The organism is Nonomuraea sp. NPDC049607, assembly GCF_040675375.1.
Taxonomy (GTDB): domain Bacteria; phylum Actinomycetota; class Actinomycetes; order Streptosporangiales; family Streptosporangiaceae; genus Nonomuraea.
On the sequence record NZ_JBFAOV010000006.1, the window covers coordinates 287,175 to 304,459 of the forward strand.

Here is a 17,285-nt window from a genome sequence, read left to right on the forward strand (position 1 = left end):
CCAGGGCACGGCAAGTGGCGTCAGCGGATCAGATCCGGTCGGCTCAGGCGGGCGGCGTGATGTCGACGAAGGGGCTGCAGTTGGCAGGCCAGGGCCGCGTCGTCATGGTGCCCGGAGGCGGGAAGACGACGCACGTGCTCTGCGCAATGCGGGAGTGTGCGTTGAGCACGGTGACGTGCACTGTCGTCCCCTCGTCGGGCGCAGCCAGAGTGATGTCGACCAGGCGGCCGAAGTTCCTGGGCAGCCGCGAGGACAGGTCGTGCCACCGTGGGGTCGACCGCGGATCCCTGATCAGTACCTTGTCCTCCCGAACGACCCCCACGAACTTGGTCGGGGGCCTCTCCTCGTCCTCCGGGTCCCCCTGGAAGGCCGAGTCGATCGCGACAGCGTTGTCGTCGTCCACCCCGAGGGGGAAGGAGCGATGGTTTGCTTTCGCGACCTTGGCATCCGCGAGGCCGTGACCGCTGACGACCGATGTCGTCTGGACGTCGGCAGAGGCCGGCGCTGGAATGGAAAGAGCCGTGAGTGCGCTGGTCGCCGTAGCGGCAACGGCGAACGCCAGCGTACGTGTGATGCTGAGTGGGTGCGAAGCGCGCCCGCTCTGGTGTTGAGCCACGTGTTTCCCCTGTAGATGCCGGATTCGAACGAAAGGGGCCAAGAGCTGGCCCTAAATGGTTGCGCGTTTGAGGTACCCCCTTCGATGTAGCGATAAAGCGCGCGAGTTTTCTGTGGAAGGTAAGGAGTATCGAAAGGCAAATAAAAAAGCAATCATTTCAGATATTCGGCGACAAATAGGGGCTGGCGCTCATATTTGGGCAAACGGTCCCAGGTGAGGCGAGCGGGCTCCGGACTTGCATGAACTGGACCCGGACGCGACCGTCCGACCCTGCCCTCTGTGCACCCGCGCCAGGTTTCGCCCAGGCGGCCCGTCCTCACCGCATCTCAGGGCCTTCCCCTCGACGACCTGCCGTCCGGCTGCGACAGCCGGCAGGGCACCACGCCACGTCAGACGCCTGTCCCCGCCGGGATGGGCGGTCAGGCCGCCGTTGCCGGTCTCAGTGACGAACCGGGACTGGTAGACGCCGTCCTTGCCGGCCTGTCGAGGATCGCCGACTCGCCCACCGGGCGGTCGGGATGGAGGTTGAGCGTCACACACAACCCGGGATCGACCGGGCCGCGACGTGGCTGAGGGGGCGTGCGCGTGCCGTACCTGACATGTCTGTCGTCGTCATGACCCGTCGGACGCGTGCAGGATGAAGGCCAGCACATCGGCGAGCAGGGCCTGCTCCTGGTCTCGGTTCGAGCCGGCGCCGTGCCCGCCGTGCTCCTCGACGCGCATCAGCACCGGCCGGCCGGAGGCGGTGGCCGCCTGCAGGCGGGCGGCCAGCTTCGCCGGCTGCCACGGCGGCACCCGCGCGTCGCGCAGGCCGGTGGTCAGCAGCACCGCCGGGTACGGCACGCCGTCCCGGACCCGCAGGTAGGCATCGATGATCAGGAGGGCACGCAGGCCCTCCTCAGTGGTGACGCTGCCGAACTCGGGCACGTTGATCGGCCCGCTCTCGGTGAACTCGTTGCGGGTGGCGTTCACCGTCGGCACCCGCATCGCCATGGCCGCCCACAGATCGGGGCGCCGCACCAACGCGCCGCCGGTGGGGATGCCGCCGGCGCTGATGCCCTCGCCGGCCAGCCGACCCGGACGGGTGTAGCCGAGGGCGATGAGATGCTCGGCGCAGTCGATGAAGTCCGTGATGGTGGCCTCCTTGCGCTCGCCGCGCCCGGCCTCGTGCCACTCGCGGCCGTAGGCGCCGCCACCGCGCAGGTGCGCGACGGCGTAGACGCCGCCACGCTCGTACCAGGCGAGCATCTCGGGACGGAACTCCGGCAGGTCGATGAGCCCGCCGGAGCCGTGGCCGGTGAGCACGGCCGGGTGGTCGCCGTCCAGCTTCAGGTCTTTGTGGTGGATGACGGTGAGCGGGATCGGCGTCCCGTCCCTCGCGGGCACGTGCAGAGTACGGACGTGCACGTCGCCGAAGTGCACCGGTGAGCGGGGCGCCAGCCCGGTGTCCTGGAGTGACCGGCCGTCGTAGCGGTAGAGCCGCGGCGCGTGGGTCCAGCCGGCCACCAGCAGCAGGGCTTCGGGCCGCGTCGGGTGGGTGGTCCACTCCACGATGGCGCCGTCGACCGGCATCGGGAGGTCGGCGGGTTCGCCGCCGGACAGGGGTACGTGCCGTACCCGGCTGACGCCGCCGTCGAGATCGCGCACCAGCAGCCGGTCGCCCACCACCCGCACCGACTCCACCACCCGCTCACCTGCGGGTACGACCACTCGGGCTCGGGACAGATCGGGTGCGGCAAGCGGAACGGCCAGCACGCGGGAGCGCGGTGCGTCCCGATGGGAGACCAGGTAGAGGGTGTCGTGGCTGGTGGCGAAGGCGGTTACGCCGTCGGCTGCGCCCGCGACCTTCCGCCACGGGCAGGCGGCCGGGTCGGCCAGCCCGGCGCGCGGCGCCACGTACACCGTGCAGTCGCTCAGCTGCTCGCTGGTCCAGGGCCAGGGGCTGAGCGCGCTGTGGGAGACGATCGCCAGCATCCACTCGCCGTGCGGCGGCACCACCAGGAAAGGCCGGTCCCGCGGGGTCAGCTCGACGTGGGGGTTGAGGCCGCGGGCCAACACCACCGTGTCCTGCGCCGGGTCGGCGCCCAGCCGATGCAGGAAGGAGCGGCTGTCCAAGCGGTGCTGTTCCGCGTAGCGGTGGTAGACGAACGACCGGCCGTCCTCCAGCCAGCTCAGGAAGGCGAAACGGGTCGTGGGCGGGATCGTCTCCCGGAGAACCCCCGAGTCGGCGTCGATCACGTGGATGGAGCTGTCCTCCGACCCGGAGTCGGAGACGGCGCAGGCGACGTGGCGGCCGTCGGGGGAGGGCACGTACCAGTCGATGGTGTGATGCCCGTCGCCGGGCACCGTGCCGGGGTCGAACAGGACCCTGCTCGCTCCGTCGGCCTCGGTCACCGTCAGCACCGGTACGCGGGCGTCCGGCTCGCGTACCAGGGCGAAGACCTTGTCGGCTGCCATCACCAGGCCGAAGTACCGCGTGAGCGCGCTGTCCAGTTCGCGGATCCGGGTCAGCAGGCCGGCGCGGTGCGGCAGGGCGTCCAGGTGCTCGCGGGCGTGCCTGGCCTGGCCGTCCAGCCAGTGGTGGAACTCCTCGCCTTCGGTTTCCATCCACCGGTAGGGGTCTTCGAGTGTGAGGCCGTGGAGGGTCTCGCGCACGACGTCCACCCGGGCGATCGCGGGTTCGGTGATGTCGCTCATAGGCGCATGATCATATGCCGGAGATCCAGCGGCTTATCGGATCCAGCGCCGCCGGTCGGCTGGTGGTTGCAGAGCGTGCCGGGGCTCACGCCGAGCAGGCGCGCGATCGAGGTGATGGAGCGCTCAGGGTCGGGCAGCGGGTCCCGGGCCGCCCGCAGGAGTTCAGGCCTGACCACGGTGGGCCGGCCCCCGATCCGGCCGCGGGCCCGGGCGGCGGACGGCAGGTCGTCAGGCGGCTGTGGAGAGGGCGTCACGAGCCGGCCAAGTTGCCGGCGAGTTACTTTGCCCCTCGCCGTGGCTCCGGGAGCGCGGGGCCTTCTCGGCGGGCGGATGGGTGGGCTTCAGTACTTCACCGGCGGGGCCGGTCACCACGTTCGAGGCTGTTGCCCACTCTTGCCTGCCAATCCGCGCATTCGCTACGTAGATGCGCGAGTTCCGGGTGTGGTTGAACCCGGGGTTGTCAGCGAAGCTCACCCGACTGAACGTGGCACCACGAGTGAAGGCGGTCCCATTGAAGCGGCTGTAGGTGGCGAAGATCGCCCCGTCGAAGTCGGTATGGCTCGCGAAGATCGCTCCGTTGAACGTGGCCTCGCCGGTGAAGGTCGCTCCGTTGAAGAAGACGTGGACACCGGTGAACCGTGCCTCCTTGAAGTCGGCCGAGCGCGTGAAGGTCGTGGTGTTGAACGCGACGGTGCCGGTGAAGGTCGCCCCGCTGAACCAGGCATCGCCGGTGAAGGTCGCCCCCCCTGAAGTCGGCGTCCCCAAGGAAGAGCGCCTCGCTGAAGTGCGCCCGGTGCATCCGGCAGGAGGTCAACTTGAAGGAGATGAGCACGGCACCGGTGAGATCGAGGCTGATGCCGGGCCAGTAGTGCGGGTTGACGGCGGTGCGGCGCTGCCACCAGGGGCGCCGGTAGCAGCGTAGGTGGTCGGTGAGGAAACGCTGGGCGGTGAGCCGGACCTGTCGTTCCTCGTTGGGGTCCCTGCCCGCCCGCGCCTGAGCACGGCCCGAAGCCGGGGTACGGGCAGCGCGCTGGGCGGCGCGGACCTGCTGGGACCGGTCCTGGACGTCCGGCGCTTTCCACGGCATGCGCAGGTATGGAGTGACGGGATCGTGACCCCCATGAAGGAGGTGTGCAATGTGCGTGAGCCTCCCCCGATGAGGTCGCTCGGATCACCGGCACAACGGTCAAGGTCTTGCCGCAGCAGTCGTGCGTTTGATCTGTGATGGTGATGGACGCGATCTCCTCGCGCGGCAGTGCGACGGCGTGGGAGCAGAGGCAGCCGGCGTCGCGCATGTAGGGCGTCACCTTGATGTGGCCCGGCTTGTCCGATATGGCTTCGACTGTGGACAGCAGAGCCGCTTGTTCCTGACGGGCCGGCAGGTCGTCCAGCGAGATCGAATTAACCGACATGAGATTCTCCCGCGTGCACGTGCCGCTCTTGGCCGCCGGCGTTCCCTGCGCCTGCGAAGATCATGTCCACCATGAAAGGCAGCGGAGCTGCGGCTTGCCGTAGTTCGCCCTTTCCGGCGGGAGAAGTTCAGGGCGTGCGCCGCTCGGCACCGGTCCGGCAGCACCTCGTGCAGGCGCTGCCGGACCCTGGGGAGGAGCCAGAACTCGGTCAGCCTCGGAGGAAGCCGTTGACGATCAGTGGCAGTGAGGCGTCCAGGCCTGCCACGTTGAGCACACCGTCGTCCTGGGGGTCGCCGATCGAGTAACCCGCCGCGGTCATCGCGGCCACGATCACGCGGGCCCCCGGGGCCACGGTACGGCGGTAGGCGTCCAGTTCCTGCGACGGGTGAGCCCGGCCCGCCCACGTCTCGTTGTCGGTGAAGACGACGATCCCGTCCGTCCGCATGCGCTGCTCGCGCGCCCACCGGAACGGCAGGGATAGGTCGGTGCCACCGCCGGACGGCTGCCATGAGGCGATCTCACGCAGGTTGGTGCGAGGGGTCACCTTCGAGGCGTGGACGCCGGTGTCGACGTCGATGACGTGCACGTTGCCGCGCTCGATGCGGGCGAGCATGACCGCCATGGCGTTGCCGACCTCGTACGGCGACCCGATCGGCGAACCGCCCAGCCGGACGCCGCCGCCCCAGCTCATCGAGCCGGAGGAGTCCACCGCGACCAGCAGTCGCCTCCCGGACGGTTCGACCGTGCCGAACGCCGCCTCGTACGTCTCCTCCAGCGCGTCCAGGATGGCCGGGACGGGATGCCAGGTCTGGCGGCCCGTGCGCGGGTTCGGCTGAGCCTGCCCGGAGGCGTAGACGCGCAGGGCGAGCCAGGCGTCCATGGGGTGGATGCGGGCCCGCAGGACCGCCTGGCGGTCGGTGAGCCGCAGCACCGCACGCGACGTCGCCGCCGCGGTCGGCGTGAGCGTGCCCAGGCGGGTCATCCGTGCCAGGTTACGGATGAGCGCCGTCATGCCGACCGTCTCGATCAGGGCCTCCCACACGGCGGGCTCGCGCAGCATGGCGTCGGGCAGGAACTCCCATGGCACCTTCTCCGCGGTCACGACCCGTACCGCCTCGGACGGACTCGTGACGGCCTTCGCGGTCAGGAACCGGTCCACCGCGGGCAGCGCCTCGCGCGCCCGCTCGTCGCCCACGTTGCCGGCGATCCACCCGAACAGGGTCCTGCGCTGCTCTCCGTCCGCTGCCGGGTGGGCGATGCGGAGAACGTCGCGCAGGTCGAACGCCTCACCTTGCGGGGTCCTGCGCTGACGGGCCTTGCACGCCTTGAAGGCCACGTCGTCGGCGGTCCCGTTCAGGAACCACGAGCCCAGCGCGGTCCGCAGCGAACGGCCCGCCGTCGGCGCGACACCGCGGGCGGTCGCCTTACCGCCCAGGTTCTTGTAGTAGCCGAAGAACTGGGCCAGATGGTCAGTCGTGCGAGCGACCTTGGCAAGGGCCACCTTGGCGGCCTGGCGGGTGTCGGCGTCGCCCTTGGCGTAGCAGGCGGCCAGCGCGAACAGGGCCGGACGCTGCTTCGGCGCTCGGGGCGGACGCGCCGTGGAGATCGCGGTCAGCAGCTCGACCACGCGGGGGCCGTCCTCGGCGATCGCCTGGAACAACACGCCGGCGTTGTCGGCGGTCAGCTTGTCCGCGCCCACGTAGTAGGTGCCGCCGGTGGTGCCGAGGATCAGGAAGTCCTCCAGCTTGCGCCACACGTCCTTGGCGAAGACGTGGCCGCCTGCCGCGTTCCGAACCTGGTCGGGGCGACCGGGGATGGGCCGGGTCTGCGGCGTCGCGATGGCGGAGACGCCGGCCAGAGGGTCACGGTTGCGGGTCATGGATGTGCCTCCACAAGGGTGTTCGACCCGCCAGGCGGCGGATGTGATGGAACGGCGGACATGGGTGCGTCGACCGGGTCAGGACCGGAGCTCCACCGCTGCGCGAGTTCTCGCGCAGCGGGGACTCGAACCCCGCGACCGCCGGTGCCGGAGATGACCGAACGACGTCGACCCGCCGTCATTCCGTCGCCAGCCGGCCGACGGCACGGATGTGGGGTTTCCGCCCGGGTGCCCAGCCGATCTGGGCGGCCGGCCCCATGAGGAGGGGCCGGAAGGAATCGAACCCTGTGGTAACCGACCGGATTCGACCCGTGCCACCGGGCCATGCTGACTTGACGGACCGGCGAGGCCTGGAGAGGACACGGATGTGGGACGTTCACCGGCGTTCAGGTGCTCTGCCGACTGAGCTACCGGAGCGTTGGCCCCGGGCAGGACTCGAACCTGCGACCGCCCCATTAGAAGTGGTAACCGACGAACTTCGACCCGTGCCCTCACCAGACCCGACGGATCTGAGGGGGACTTGCGAAACAGACGCTAGCGGATCAGTCGTCGGACTTCGATCCATTTTCTGGCGATCACCACCACCTGCCGGACGGCACGGAGAACATCTCGCGCGGCTGGTCGTCGTGCCGGTGCAGAAAGGCTGCGGGATGTTACGCGTCGTTGAAGGTGACGCTCTGGTCGAACAGCGTCCTGAAGCGGGCGAGGCTCTCGTGGATGACGGCGCGGGTGGTCACCTGTGCGCCGCCAACTGCCCCTGGGGTGCCGTTGACGGGGATGTCGGAGCATCCGGTGAGGTCGGACCAGCCCATCGGCTGTCCGGACGAGAAGGCGTAAGTGAGCCTGGCTCATGTCAGGGCCGGGAAACACGTGTGAAGCGTACGGCAGAGCGACGAGATAAAGCGGCCAGGAAAAGCAAAGAAGGCTTCTGATGACGGCTTCGGCGGCGTACGAGAAATGCGATTCAGCGTTTAGGGTGAAGACATGCGTTCGGCGGCGGAGAATAAATTCCGGGCTTGTGTATTGACGCGTCCCCACAATGGCGGGCCACGATGGAGGGGCCAGAGGAAGATGTTCTGCGGGAGGAAACGTGTTCAAGGAAGCATGCGCTGTCAGCGCCCTTGTCGCTGCCGCCCTCGCCCCTTCGATGGCCTCGCAGGCGCTGGGGGCCCAAGCCCACACCGGCGCCACCATGCCCACCACGCCCACCACGTCCGTCGCGCTCGCCGACTGTGCCGCTGCCAGTGCCGCTGCCAGTGCCGCCGCCAGTGCCACCGGTCGCGCTCCGAAGTGCAAGTGGCTGGAGGAGGGCAACAAGAGGTGCTACTACTGCCGTGACATGAAGGGCGGCGGGTTCAAGAAGCAGTACTGCGAGCAGAAGACCCAGAAGCAGGAGCAGTCCACCGAGCGCGAGTGCACGACCACCAAGGAACCGCTCCCGGCGAGCCCGAACCGTACCTGCAAGACCTGCACGGACGCCAAGACCGGCAAGGTCCTGTCCAGGGAGTGCAACAGCTAGCGGAGTGCGACAGCCGGCGTCCGGCGACGGTCTCGTAGGCCGGAAGGCGGGCGGAGGCGGTGCGGAGTCGGCGTGACCCGCCGTGCGGCCTGTCGGCTGCTGCGGATCGGCAACATCGAGCCGATCTGCGGCAGCCGATCGCGGCACGGCGGGTTCGGTGTCTGTCCGTCCCAGGCGGCGGCGGGTGGCCGGCGCGGTTCACAGCCAGGAGCGTGCGGTCACTTCTTGAAGGCGTCCCTGACCTTCTTGCCGGCGTCCTTCGCCTTCTCGCCCGCCTGCTTCAGGCCGCCCTTGGTCTGGTCGGCGCGGCCTTCGGCCTGGAGCCGTTCGTTGTCGGTGGCGTCGCCGACGTTCTTCTTGGCGCGTCCCTTGAGCTCCTGGGCCTTGTTGCGGATCTTGTCGTCGGTGCTCATGTTCATGCCTTTCTGGTCGTTTCCTCGCGACCTCCTGTACTTACCGGCCAGGACAGGAGGAAACATGGTTCCGGTCCGGCCGTATGCAGGACGGTGCTGGTCAGGGGCCGTTCGCGAGGCCGGCGGGGCCGCATGGGAACCGGTGACCCCCGCGGTGACCGCAGGCGCGGGACGGGCCGTGCGGACTGGATGCGGTGCCGGTAACGGGGTGTGAATACACTTGTCCAACGTGACTTCCAAGCCGCGCATCCCGAACGTCCTGGCCGCCCGCTACGCCTCACCCGGGCTGGCCCGCCTGTGGTCTCCCGAGTACAAGATCATCGCTGAGCGGCGGTTGTGGCTGGCGGTGCTGCGGGCGCAGGCCGAGCTCGGGGTGGCGGTGCCCGACGGCGCGATAGCCGACTACGAGAAGGTCGTCGAGCAGGTCGACCTGGAGTCCATCGCGGCGCGCGAGCGCGTCACCCGCCACGACGTCAAGGCGCGCATCGAGGAGTTCAACGCGCTGGCCGGGCACGAGCAGGTGCACAAGGGCATGACCTCGCGCGACCTGACCGAGAACGTCGAGCAGCTGCAGATCCGCGACAGCCTGCTGCTGGTACGCGACCGCGTCGTGGCGCTGCTGGCCCGCCTGGCCTCGCTGGCCGGGGAGCACACGGCCACGGTCATGGCCGGACGTTCCCACAACGTGGCGGCGCAGGCCACGACGCTGGGCAAGCGGTTCGCCTCGGCCGCCGACGAGCTGCTGGTGGCCTACCACCGGCTGGAGGAGCTGATCGCGCGCTACCCGCTGCGCGGCGTCAAGGGCCCCGTCGGCACCTCCCAGGACATGCTCGACCTGCTGGGCGGCCGGCAGGACAGGCTGGCCGAGCTGGAGGACAAGGTCACCGCCCACCTGGGGTTCTCGCGGCGGCTGACCAGCGTCGGCCAGGTCTACCCGCGTTCCCTGGACTTCGAGGTGGTCTCGGCGCTGGTGCAGCTGGCCGCCGCGCCGTCCTCGCTGGCCAAGACGATCCGGCTGATGGCCGGGCACGAGCTGGTCACCGAGGGGTTCAAGGAGGGGCAGGTCGGCTCCTCGGCGATGCCCCACAAGATGAACACCCGCTCCTGCGAGCGCGTCAACGGCCTGACCGTGGTGCTGCGCGGCTACGCCTCCATGGTGGGCGAGCTGGCCGGCGACCAGTGGAACGAGGGCGACGTGTCGTGCTCGGTGGTGCGCCGGGTCGCGCTGCCGGACGCGTTCTTCGCCTTCGACGGGCTGGTGGAGACGATGCTGACCGTGCTGGAGGAGTTCGGCGCGTTCCCGGCGGTGATCTCGGCCGAGCTGGGCCGCTACCTGCCCTTCCTGGGCACGACCAAGATGCTGATGGCCGCCGTCCGCGCCGGCGTGGGGCGCGAGCAGGCCCACGAGCTGATCAAGGAGCACGCGGTGGCCGCGGCGCTGGCGATGCGGTCGCGGGGCGCGTCCAACGAGCTGCTGGACCTGCTGGGCGGCGACGAGCGCTTCCCGCTGGACCGCGGCGAGCTGGAGGCGCTGCTGGCCGACCGGGTGTCCTTCACCGGCGCGGCCGCCTCGCAGGTCGAGGAGCTGGTGCGGCTGGTGTCCCAGGTCGTGACCGAGCACCCGGAGGCCGCCGCGTACCGGCCCGGCGAGATCTTGTGATCCACCGGCTGCGCGACCTGGACGTGCTGCGCGCCGCGTGCGGCGACGACGACCTGGTCATGTGGACCGCCCAGGACCTGCGCGGCCAGGCCCGCGCCTGGGCGCTGGGGAACGCGGTGGTGGCCGGCGCGCCGCGCATCTCCCTGCACGACCGGCTGGCGGTGTGGGGCGACCCGGACGATCCGGACGACGCCGTCGAACTGGTCCGGCACGCGCTGGCCGAGCTGGGCCCCACCTTCCGGCCGCTGGGCGAGCGCGAGCTGATGCGGCGGGTGGCGGCGGGGCTGGAGGGCGTGCGGGAGAGCGGCGCGTTCTCCTGGATGAGCCTCAAGGCCGCGCCCGCCGCGCCGCCGCCGGAGGTCGGCTGGCTCGATGGTGAGGCCGACCAGGAGGTCGCGGCCCTGCTGGCCGGTGACGCACCCACGTCGTACGCGGTGCCGGGTGCGCCCGGCGTGCGGCGGTGGGCCGGTGTGCGCGTGGGGCACGAGCTGGCGGCGGTGGCGGCCGACGCGTGGTCCGCGCCGTCGGTGGGGCTGCTGGCCGGGGTCGCCACGGCCGCCCGCTTCCGCGGGCGGGGGCTGGCCGAGCGGGTGTGCGGGTGGGTGTCGTCCCAGCTCGTGGCCACGCACGGACGCGCGGCCCTGATGGTGGACGACGTCAACACCGCGGCGATCAAGGTGTACGAGCGGATCGGGTACCGCCGCAGGCCGGTGCTGGCCTGCCAGGTGACCGGCCCCGATCCCGCCGGGGTTCAGATGATGGCGCGATAGGTCAGGTGGGTGGCCAGCGGGGAGAAGTGCGTCTCGACCGGCTCCCACTGGCGCGGACGTACCCGGGCGAACAGACGGGTGCCGGCGCCCAGCAGCAACGGCACCAGGTGCAGGCGCAACTCGTCGAGCAGCCCCTCGTCGGCGGCCTGGCCGATCAGGTCGGCGCCGCCCATGATGACGATGTCGCCGTCCCCCGCCACGGGGCGGGCCTGCTCGACGGCCGCGGCGGGGCCGTCGGTGACGAAGGTGAACAGTTCGGGCCGGCGTACCGCCGAGGGCGGGACGTGGGTGACGACGAACACGGGCGGCGCCTGCGGCTGGTCGCGGGCCGAACCGTAGGCGAGCGGGTCGCCCCAGCCGTAGGGGCCGTCGACCACGTCGAAGGTGCGCCGTCCCATGATGACCGCTCCGGTGTCGCGGACAGCGCCGCCCAGGACGCGCGCGTCGACGTCGGTGGGCTGGCGGGCCCAGGCGTGCAGGAGTTCGCCGCCGGTGCCGAGGCCGTGCTCCAGGCCGGGGTCGGGGCCGGTGACGTAGCCGTCCAGCGATACGGAGATGTCGGCGACGACCTTGCTCAACGGGTCCCTCCCCCTGGCGTGTCCGGTCGCGGACCACGCTGTCACCGGCGGCGGGAAAACCGGGTGAGGTTCGGGCGGTGCTCGTGCAGAGTTGACGGCGTGATGTCCAACTTTGTGCCTGGTATTGAGCTTTCTCGCGCCTTCTACGGCGAGGTCGTGGCGCCGCTGCTGCCCGGGGTGCGGCACAGCGCCGCGCTGATCGGCCCGGGGTCGGAGGTGCTCGAGTTCGACACGGCCCGCTCGGCCGACCATGACTGGGGGCCGCGGGTCCTGCTGTTCGTGCCCGCCGGCCAGGTGGAGCCGGTACGCGAGCGTGTCACGGCGGGGCTGCCCGACCGGTTCGGCGGTTTTGACACGGTCTTCGAGTATCACGGGGTCCGCCAGCCGGGCGTCGTGGTCGCCGAGCTGGGGGAGTGGCTGGTGGGACGGCTCGGGTTCGACCCGCGCCAGGGGGTGTCGCTGCTGGACTGGTTGTCCGTGCCGTGGCAGAGCCTGGCCGAGGTGACGGGGGGCGAGGTGTTCTGCGACGGTCTGCCGGGCGAGGGGCTGGAGGCGGTCCGGCAGGCGTTGCGCTGGTATCCGCAGGACGTGTGGCGCTACGTCCTGGCCTGTCAGTGGCAGCGCATCGGCCAGGAGGAGCCGTTCCCGGGGCGGTGCGCGGAGGTCGGGGACGAGCTCGGTTCCGCCGTGGTGGGGGCGCGGCTGGCGCGGGAGGTGATGCGGCTGGCGTTGCTGCTGCGGCGCCGCTATCCGCCGTACGCCAAATGGCTGGGCAGCGCGCTGGCGCGGTTGCCGGGCTCGGCCGAGCTGGGCGAGGCGCTGGAGGCGGCGATGGCGGCGCGCTCGTTCCGGGAGCGCGAGCAGGGCCTGACGGCGGCCTACGGACGGCTGGCCGCGCTGCAGAACCGCATGGCGCTGACCGGACGGCTGGAGGAGGGGGTGCGGGGGTTCTTCGACCGGCCGTTCCAGGTGATCGGCGGGGAGCGGTTCGCGCGGGCGCTGATGGAGTCGGTGACGGACCCGGTGATCAGGGGGTTGCCGGTGGCGGGGTGCATCGATCAGTTGTCGGACACGGTGGAGCTGGTGACCTCACCGCGCCGGGCGCGGGCGCTCACGGCCGCGGCTCTGGATCTCGGAGCTTAGGAATCTACATTGTAAAGCCGATGGGTTCGCACAAGATCATAAGGTAAGCAGCACAAGCCCATCGTCGAGGTCAGGAGGGCGGCGCTCCTCAGTCTGTGGGGTGTCCGTCGCGGGGTTCTCGTTGTTGTGCTGGCAGTCCTGGTGGTTGAGCGTTCCCCGGGCCGGCGAACGGCGGGGTCACGCGGGCCTGTCTACTTCTGCTGCCGGGCGCTGTTGGCGTGGATGGCTTGGCGGTAGTAGGCGGCCAGGCCGGGGGCGAGGCGGTCGTAGTGGGCGGTGAAGCGGGGGTCGGTGGCGTAGAGGTCGCCGAGGCGCCGGTGGTGTTCGGGGGTGCAGTCGTAGAACCAGCGGGTGATGTGGGCGCGGTGCCGTTCGGCGATGTCCATGACGTGGGGGCTGTCGGGGGCGTGGCCGCGGGTGTGGGCGGCCCGCAGGTCGTCGTCGATGGCGGCGGCTTCGGTGGTGAGGTGGAGCCAGTCGGTTTTGGTGTGGGTGGCGGCGCGGCGGCGGCTTTCGGCGTAGGTGTCGGTGTGGCCCCAGCGGCGTTGGACTTCGGGTTGGTGGTCTTCGGGGTGGAAGTCGCCGAAGATGTCGAAGCGCTCTTGGGGGGTGAGGGTGATGCGCTGGGTGTGGGCGTGGATGGCGCGTTCGACGTTGGTGATGACGTGGTGGAGGCGTTGGGCTTTGCGGGTGAGGAGTTCGTGTTGGCGGTGGAGGTGGGTGAGTTCGTCGGTGTGGGGGTGGTCGAGGATGTCGGTGATCTCTTCGAGGGGGAAGCCGAGTTCGCGGTAGAGGAGGATTTGCTGGAGGCGGAGGAGGTCGTGGTCGGTGTAGCGGCGGTAGCCGGCGGTGGTGCGTTGGCTGGGGGTGAGGAGGGCGATCTCGTCGTAGTGGTGGAGGGTTCGTACGGTGATGCCGGCCAGTTTGGCGACTTGGCCGATGGACAGGGTCATGGGTCTGACGTTACGTGAGGGTGTGTGCTGGTGGATGAGGAGTTGCTGTCGATTGGGCAGTTCGCGCGGCTTGGTCGGTTGAGTGTGAAGCAGTTGCGGCATTACGACGAGCTGGGGTTGTTGCGTCCGGCGTATGTGGATGCGGGGACGGGTTATCGGTATTACCGGGCTGGGCAGGCGCGGGAGGCGTTGTCGATCGGGTTGTTGCGGTCGTTGGATGTGCCGTTGCCGGTGGTGGGGCGGGTGTTGTCGGGGGAGACGGGGGCGCTGGAGTCGGTCCGGGTGTCGTTGGAGGCGGAGTTGGCGCGGCGGCGGCGGACGTTGGCGTCGTTGGAGCGGGTGCTGGCTGAGGGGTTGCCGGCGCCTGAGGTGGGGTTGGTGCGGGAGCCGGGGTGGCGGGCGGCGTTCGTGGGTGAGCGGGCGGCGGGGTTGGAGGATGTGGGGCGGGCTACGTCCGCGGCGGTGGCGCGGTTGCTTGAGGGGGTGCGGGGGCCGGTTCGGTTGGTGGGGTTGTTCCCGGTGGATGTGGGCGAGGTGGTGCAGGTCCGGGTGGGGTTGATTCTGGAAGGTGACGCGGAGCCCGGTGGCGGGGCCGAGGTGGGGGTGTTGCCGGGTGGGGTGTTCGCGCGTGCCACTCATGTGGGGCCTTATGACCAGATCTCGTTGACGGTGCATGCCGTTCTGGCGTGGTGTGCCGAGCGGGGGCTGGCGGTGAGCGGGCCTTTGCGGGAGGTGTACGTGTCGGATCCGGCGTGCACGCCGGTTGAGGAGCTGGTGACGGATCTGCTGGTTCCGGTGCGGGAGGAGGGGGGAGCGGATGGGTGAGGAGCGGGCGTTCGGGGTGGGGCCTTCCCGGGTGGAGATCGTGTACGAGCGGCTGGGGGATCGGGCCGCGCCGCCCGTGTTGCTGATCATGGGGGCGGGCGGGCAGTTGATCAGCTGGCCTGACGGGTTGTGTGCGGCGCTGGTGGGGCATGGCCTGCAGGTGATCCGTTTCGACGGTCGTGACTGCGGGGGCTCGACGCCGTTCGACGGTGCGGGGGAGCCGGATTTCGGGGCGGCGCTGGCGGGTGATCTGTCGTCGCTGGCGTACACGCTGGACGATCTGGTGGCCGACACGGTGGGCTTGCTGGATGTTCTGGGGCTGGACGGCGTGCATCTGGTGGGCGCCTCGCTGGGCGGGATGATCGCTCAGGCGGTGGCGATCGGGCATCCGGGCCGGGTCAGGTCGCTGACGTCGATCATGTCCACCGCCGGTGACCGGATGACGCCGCCGCCGCGTCCGGGGGTTCCGCCGCCTGTTGCCGGGCCGCCGCCGACGACGCGGGAGTTGTATGGGGAGCGGATGGTGGCCGGGGCCGTGACCGGTGGTGTGGCGGCCGATGTGGAGGCGGTTCGGGCGTTGGCGGGGCGGGTGTGGGATCGGGGCTGGTCGCTGGCGGGCATGTTGCGGCAGGCGGCCTCGGTGATCGGGTCGGGTGACCGGCGGGAGGGGTTGGGCGGGGTGGCGGTGCCGGCGTTGGTGATCCATGGCGCGGCCGATGCCGTCGCCGATCCGGCCGGTGGGCGGGCCACGGCGCAGGCGATCGCGGGGGCGGAGTTCCTGCTGGTGGACGGCATGGGGCATGGGTTCCCGCCGGGGGTGTGGCCGCTGGTGAGCGCGCGGATCGCCGCGTTGGTGGAGCGGGCGGAGCGGGGTCAGGAGGAGGGGCGGACGAGTCCGCTCTCGTAGGCGAAGACCACGACCTGGGCGCGGTGGCGCAGCCCGAGTTTGAGCAGGACGCGGCTGAGGTGGGTCTTGACGGTGGCTTCGGCCAGGTGCAGTGAGGCGGCTACTTCGGCGTTGGACAGTCCGCGTGCCACCTGGACGAGGACGTCGTGTTCGCGGGCGGTGAGCTGTCGCAGCCGCCGGTCCTGTTCGCGGGGGTCTGGGGTGAGCTGGGGGGCGAATTTCTCCAGCAGGCGGCGGGTGACGCGTGGCGACAGGACGGCTTCGCCGGCGGCGACGTTGCGGATGGCGCTGAGCAGGTCGGCGGGCGGGGTGTTCTTGGGCAGGAATCCGGCGGCGCCGGCTTTGAGTCCGGCGAAGGCGTACTCGTCGAGGTCGAAGGTGGTCAGGATGAGCACGCGGGAGGTGGGGCAGTCGCGGGCGATCTGCCGGGTGGCCTGGATGCCGTCGAGGCCGGGCATGCGGACGTCCATGAGGACGACGTCGGGGCGCAGGTGCCGGGCCAGGCGGGTGGCCTGGTCGCCGTCGGTGGCCTCGCCGGCGACGTGGAGGTCGGGTTCGGCGTCCAGGATCATGCGGAAGGCCATGCGCAGGAGTGCTTCGTCGTCGGCGATCAGCAGCCGGATGGTCATGGTGTGTCCGGGCCGGTCAGGTCGAGGGTGGCGGTGATCTGCCAGCCGCCGCCGGGGGCGGGGCCGGCGTGCAGGGTGCCGTCGTAGGCGGTGACGCGTTCGCGCATCCCGGCCAGTCCTCTCCCGGCGGGTTGGGGGGTGGTGGGGTGGCGGCCGTCGTCGGTGACCTCGATGTCGGCCCGCGCGGGGGTGAGGCGTACCTGGACGTGGGCCTGGGCGCCGGGGGCGTGCCGCAGCGTGTTCGTCAGCGCCTCCTGGGCCAGCCGGTAGAGGGTGAGCTGGGCCGCGGCGGGGACGTCGGCGGGGTTCCCGGTGATGTGGAGGCGGGTCGGCAGGCCGGCGGCGCGCATGCGGTCGGCCAGGGGGTGGAGCTGGGCGACGCCGGGCGCCGGGTGGAGGGCGGCCTCCTCCTGGTCGGCCCCCTGGTCGGCGCCGAGGGAGCGGCGCATGTCGCGCAGTGCCTGGCGGCCGGTGTCGGCGATCTGGGTCATGGCGGCGGCGGCCTGGCGGGGTGCCCGGTCGTGGACGTAGGCGGCGCTGTCGGCCAGGGCCACCATGACCGACAGGTTGTGGGTGACGATGTCGTGCATGTCGCGGGTCATCCGGGCGCGTTCCTCGGCGACCGCCAGGCGGGCCCGCTGGTCGCGGTCGCGTTCGAGGAAGGTGAGGTGGGTCTGCCGTGCCCGCGTCCACAGGCCGGCGGCCAGGGCGGCGGCCGACATCGCGCTGAGCGCGGCCACCGTGAACGGCGTCTGTCCCGGTGGCGCCCAGCGGGTGGCGGCCAGCACGACGCCGGTCTCCAGTGCGAGCGTGGCGGCCAGCGCGGCCCGCCAGGGGCGGTGGGCGGCGACCGTGTAGAGCGCGACCAGCAGGGCGGCGTCGGCGGGGAGTTGCACGCCGGCAACCCATTGGAGGGCGGCCGCGCCGCCGGTGGCGCACAGGACGAGTAGCGGGGCGCGCCGCCGCCATACCAGTGGCGCCACCAGGGCGACCTGGAGCGCGAGCGTGTGCGGGCCGCCTTCGGTCACCCGTCCGGGGCCCAGTGTGACGGTGAAGATGACGGCGGCCAGCAGTGCGTCGGCGGCCGTGGGCGGCACCGAGCGGATCGTCGTGGTCAGGCGGGCGGCCGGGTTCATGCGCCCACCCTAGAGGCCGGGCCGTGGCGCCCCCCATCCTCCTCGGGGATGAACATCGGGGGCTCTCATCCGAAAGTCGTACCCGCAGGTCAGCCTGTGGCCGCTGGCCGGTCGGCGGGCGCGGCTGCCAGTGTCGGCGCACATCCCC

The 17,285-nt window shown here is 71.0% G+C and carries 16 protein-coding genes; 6 read left to right on the forward strand and 10 right to left on the reverse strand.

The annotated features are described in order from the left end of the window. Positions 1–43: 43 nt before the first annotated feature. The 5 genes from AB0J97_RS15220 to AB0J97_RS15240 all read right to left on the reverse strand — a co-directional run bounded on the left by AB0J97_RS15220 (position 44) and on the right by AB0J97_RS15240 (position 7,416). The gene (locus tag AB0J97_RS15220) at positions 44–616 is read right to left on the reverse strand and encodes a hypothetical protein (RefSeq protein WP_364088549.1); all 573 of its coding nucleotides are present in this window, start codon (positions 614–616) and stop codon (positions 44–46) included. A 612-nt stretch (positions 617–1,228) separates the two neighbouring features. Next, positions 1,229–3,313, reverse strand: coding sequence for a prolyl oligopeptidase family serine peptidase (locus AB0J97_RS15225; protein WP_364088551.1), 2,085 nt, complete (start codon positions 3,311–3,313; stop codon positions 1,229–1,231). A 228-nt stretch (positions 3,314–3,541) separates the two neighbouring features. Continuing rightward, positions 3,542–4,078: a pentapeptide repeat-containing protein gene (locus AB0J97_RS15230; RefSeq protein ID WP_364088553.1), complete on the reverse strand. Its 537-nt coding sequence runs from the start codon at positions 4,076–4,078 to the stop codon at positions 3,542–3,544. 855 nt (positions 4,079–4,933) lie between these two features. Beyond that, complete coding sequence (locus tag AB0J97_RS15235) at positions 4,934–6,604, reverse strand: TROVE domain-containing protein (protein ID WP_364088555.1); 1,671 nt, start codon at positions 6,602–6,604, stop codon at positions 4,934–4,936. A gap of 653 nt (positions 6,605–7,257) precedes the next feature. Next, positions 7,258–7,416 (reverse strand): hypothetical protein, encoded by a 159-nt coding sequence (locus AB0J97_RS15240; RefSeq protein ID WP_364088557.1) that lies wholly within the window; start codon positions 7,414–7,416, stop codon positions 7,258–7,260. A 278-nt stretch (positions 7,417–7,694) separates the two neighbouring features. Between AB0J97_RS15240 and AB0J97_RS15245 the strand changes: the two genes are divergently transcribed. Further along, complete coding sequence (locus AB0J97_RS15245; protein WP_364088559.1) at positions 7,695–8,123, forward strand: hypothetical protein; 429 nt, start codon at positions 7,695–7,697, stop codon at positions 8,121–8,123. Between the two features lie 218 nt (positions 8,124–8,341). On the opposite strand, the gene AB0J97_RS15250 is transcribed toward AB0J97_RS15245, so the two are convergent. Then, entirely contained in the window at positions 8,342–8,536 is a 195-nt protein-coding gene (locus AB0J97_RS15250) for a CsbD family protein (protein ID WP_357699819.1), read from the reverse strand. A 229-nt stretch (positions 8,537–8,765) separates the two neighbouring features. Here AB0J97_RS15250 and purB point away from each other — a divergent pair, with 229 nt between their 5' ends. Continuing rightward, positions 8,766–10,196 (forward strand): adenylosuccinate lyase, encoded by a 1,431-nt coding sequence (gene purB / locus AB0J97_RS15255; RefSeq protein WP_364088562.1) that lies wholly within the window; start codon positions 8,766–8,768, stop codon positions 10,194–10,196. Next, entirely contained in the window at positions 10,193–10,966 is a 774-nt protein-coding gene (locus AB0J97_RS15260) for a GNAT family N-acetyltransferase (protein WP_364088564.1), read from the forward strand. The genes purB and AB0J97_RS15260 overlap by 4 nt, the downstream gene beginning before the upstream one ends. Here the strand turns inward: AB0J97_RS15260 and AB0J97_RS15265 are convergent. Beyond that, positions 10,948–11,544, reverse strand: coding sequence for a dihydrofolate reductase family protein (locus AB0J97_RS15265; RefSeq protein ID WP_364088566.1), 597 nt, complete (start codon positions 11,542–11,544; stop codon positions 10,948–10,950). The genes AB0J97_RS15260 and AB0J97_RS15265 overlap by 19 nt on opposite strands. A 102-nt stretch (positions 11,545–11,646) precedes the next feature. Here AB0J97_RS15265 and AB0J97_RS15270 point away from each other — a divergent pair, with 102 nt between their 5' ends. After that, positions 11,647–12,687: a DUF4037 domain-containing protein gene (locus AB0J97_RS15270; protein WP_357700089.1), complete on the forward strand. Its 1,041-nt coding sequence runs from the start codon at positions 11,647–11,649 to the stop codon at positions 12,685–12,687. A gap of 191 nt (positions 12,688–12,878) precedes the next feature. Here the strand turns inward: AB0J97_RS15270 and AB0J97_RS15275 are convergent, their stop codons facing one another. Further along, positions 12,879–13,640 carry a MerR family transcriptional regulator gene (locus tag AB0J97_RS15275; RefSeq protein WP_364088568.1) on the reverse strand — a complete coding sequence of 254 codons (762 nt, stop codon included), beginning with the start codon at positions 13,638–13,640 and terminating at the stop codon, positions 12,879–12,881. 30 nt (positions 13,641–13,670) lie between these two features. Between AB0J97_RS15275 and AB0J97_RS15280 the strand changes: the two genes are divergently transcribed. Together AB0J97_RS15280 and AB0J97_RS15285 are read left to right on the forward strand one after the other, a co-directional pair. Then, positions 13,671–14,465 carry a MerR family transcriptional regulator gene (locus AB0J97_RS15280; RefSeq protein WP_364088570.1) on the forward strand — a complete coding sequence of 265 codons (795 nt, stop codon included), beginning with the start codon at positions 13,671–13,673 and terminating at the stop codon, positions 14,463–14,465. Beyond that, on the forward strand, positions 14,458–15,372 hold the full coding sequence (locus AB0J97_RS15285) for an alpha/beta hydrolase (protein WP_364088572.1): 915 nt from the start codon (positions 14,458–14,460) through the stop codon (positions 15,370–15,372). Before AB0J97_RS15280 ends, AB0J97_RS15285 begins: the two co-directional genes overlap by 8 nt. Here the strand turns inward: AB0J97_RS15285 and AB0J97_RS15290 are convergent. Both AB0J97_RS15290 and AB0J97_RS15295 read right to left on the reverse strand, forming a co-directional pair. Next, a complete protein-coding gene (locus AB0J97_RS15290) occupies positions 15,339–16,001 on the reverse strand; it encodes a response regulator transcription factor (RefSeq protein WP_357699805.1) in 663 nt (220 codons plus the stop codon). The two genes, AB0J97_RS15285 and AB0J97_RS15290, sit on opposite strands and share 34 nt — an antisense overlap. Next, on the reverse strand, positions 15,998–17,137 hold the full coding sequence (locus AB0J97_RS15295; protein ID WP_364088574.1) for a histidine kinase: 1,140 nt from the start codon (positions 17,135–17,137) through the stop codon (positions 15,998–16,000). The genes AB0J97_RS15290 and AB0J97_RS15295 overlap by 4 nt, the downstream gene beginning before the upstream one ends. Positions 17,138–17,285: the final 148 nt, after the last annotated feature.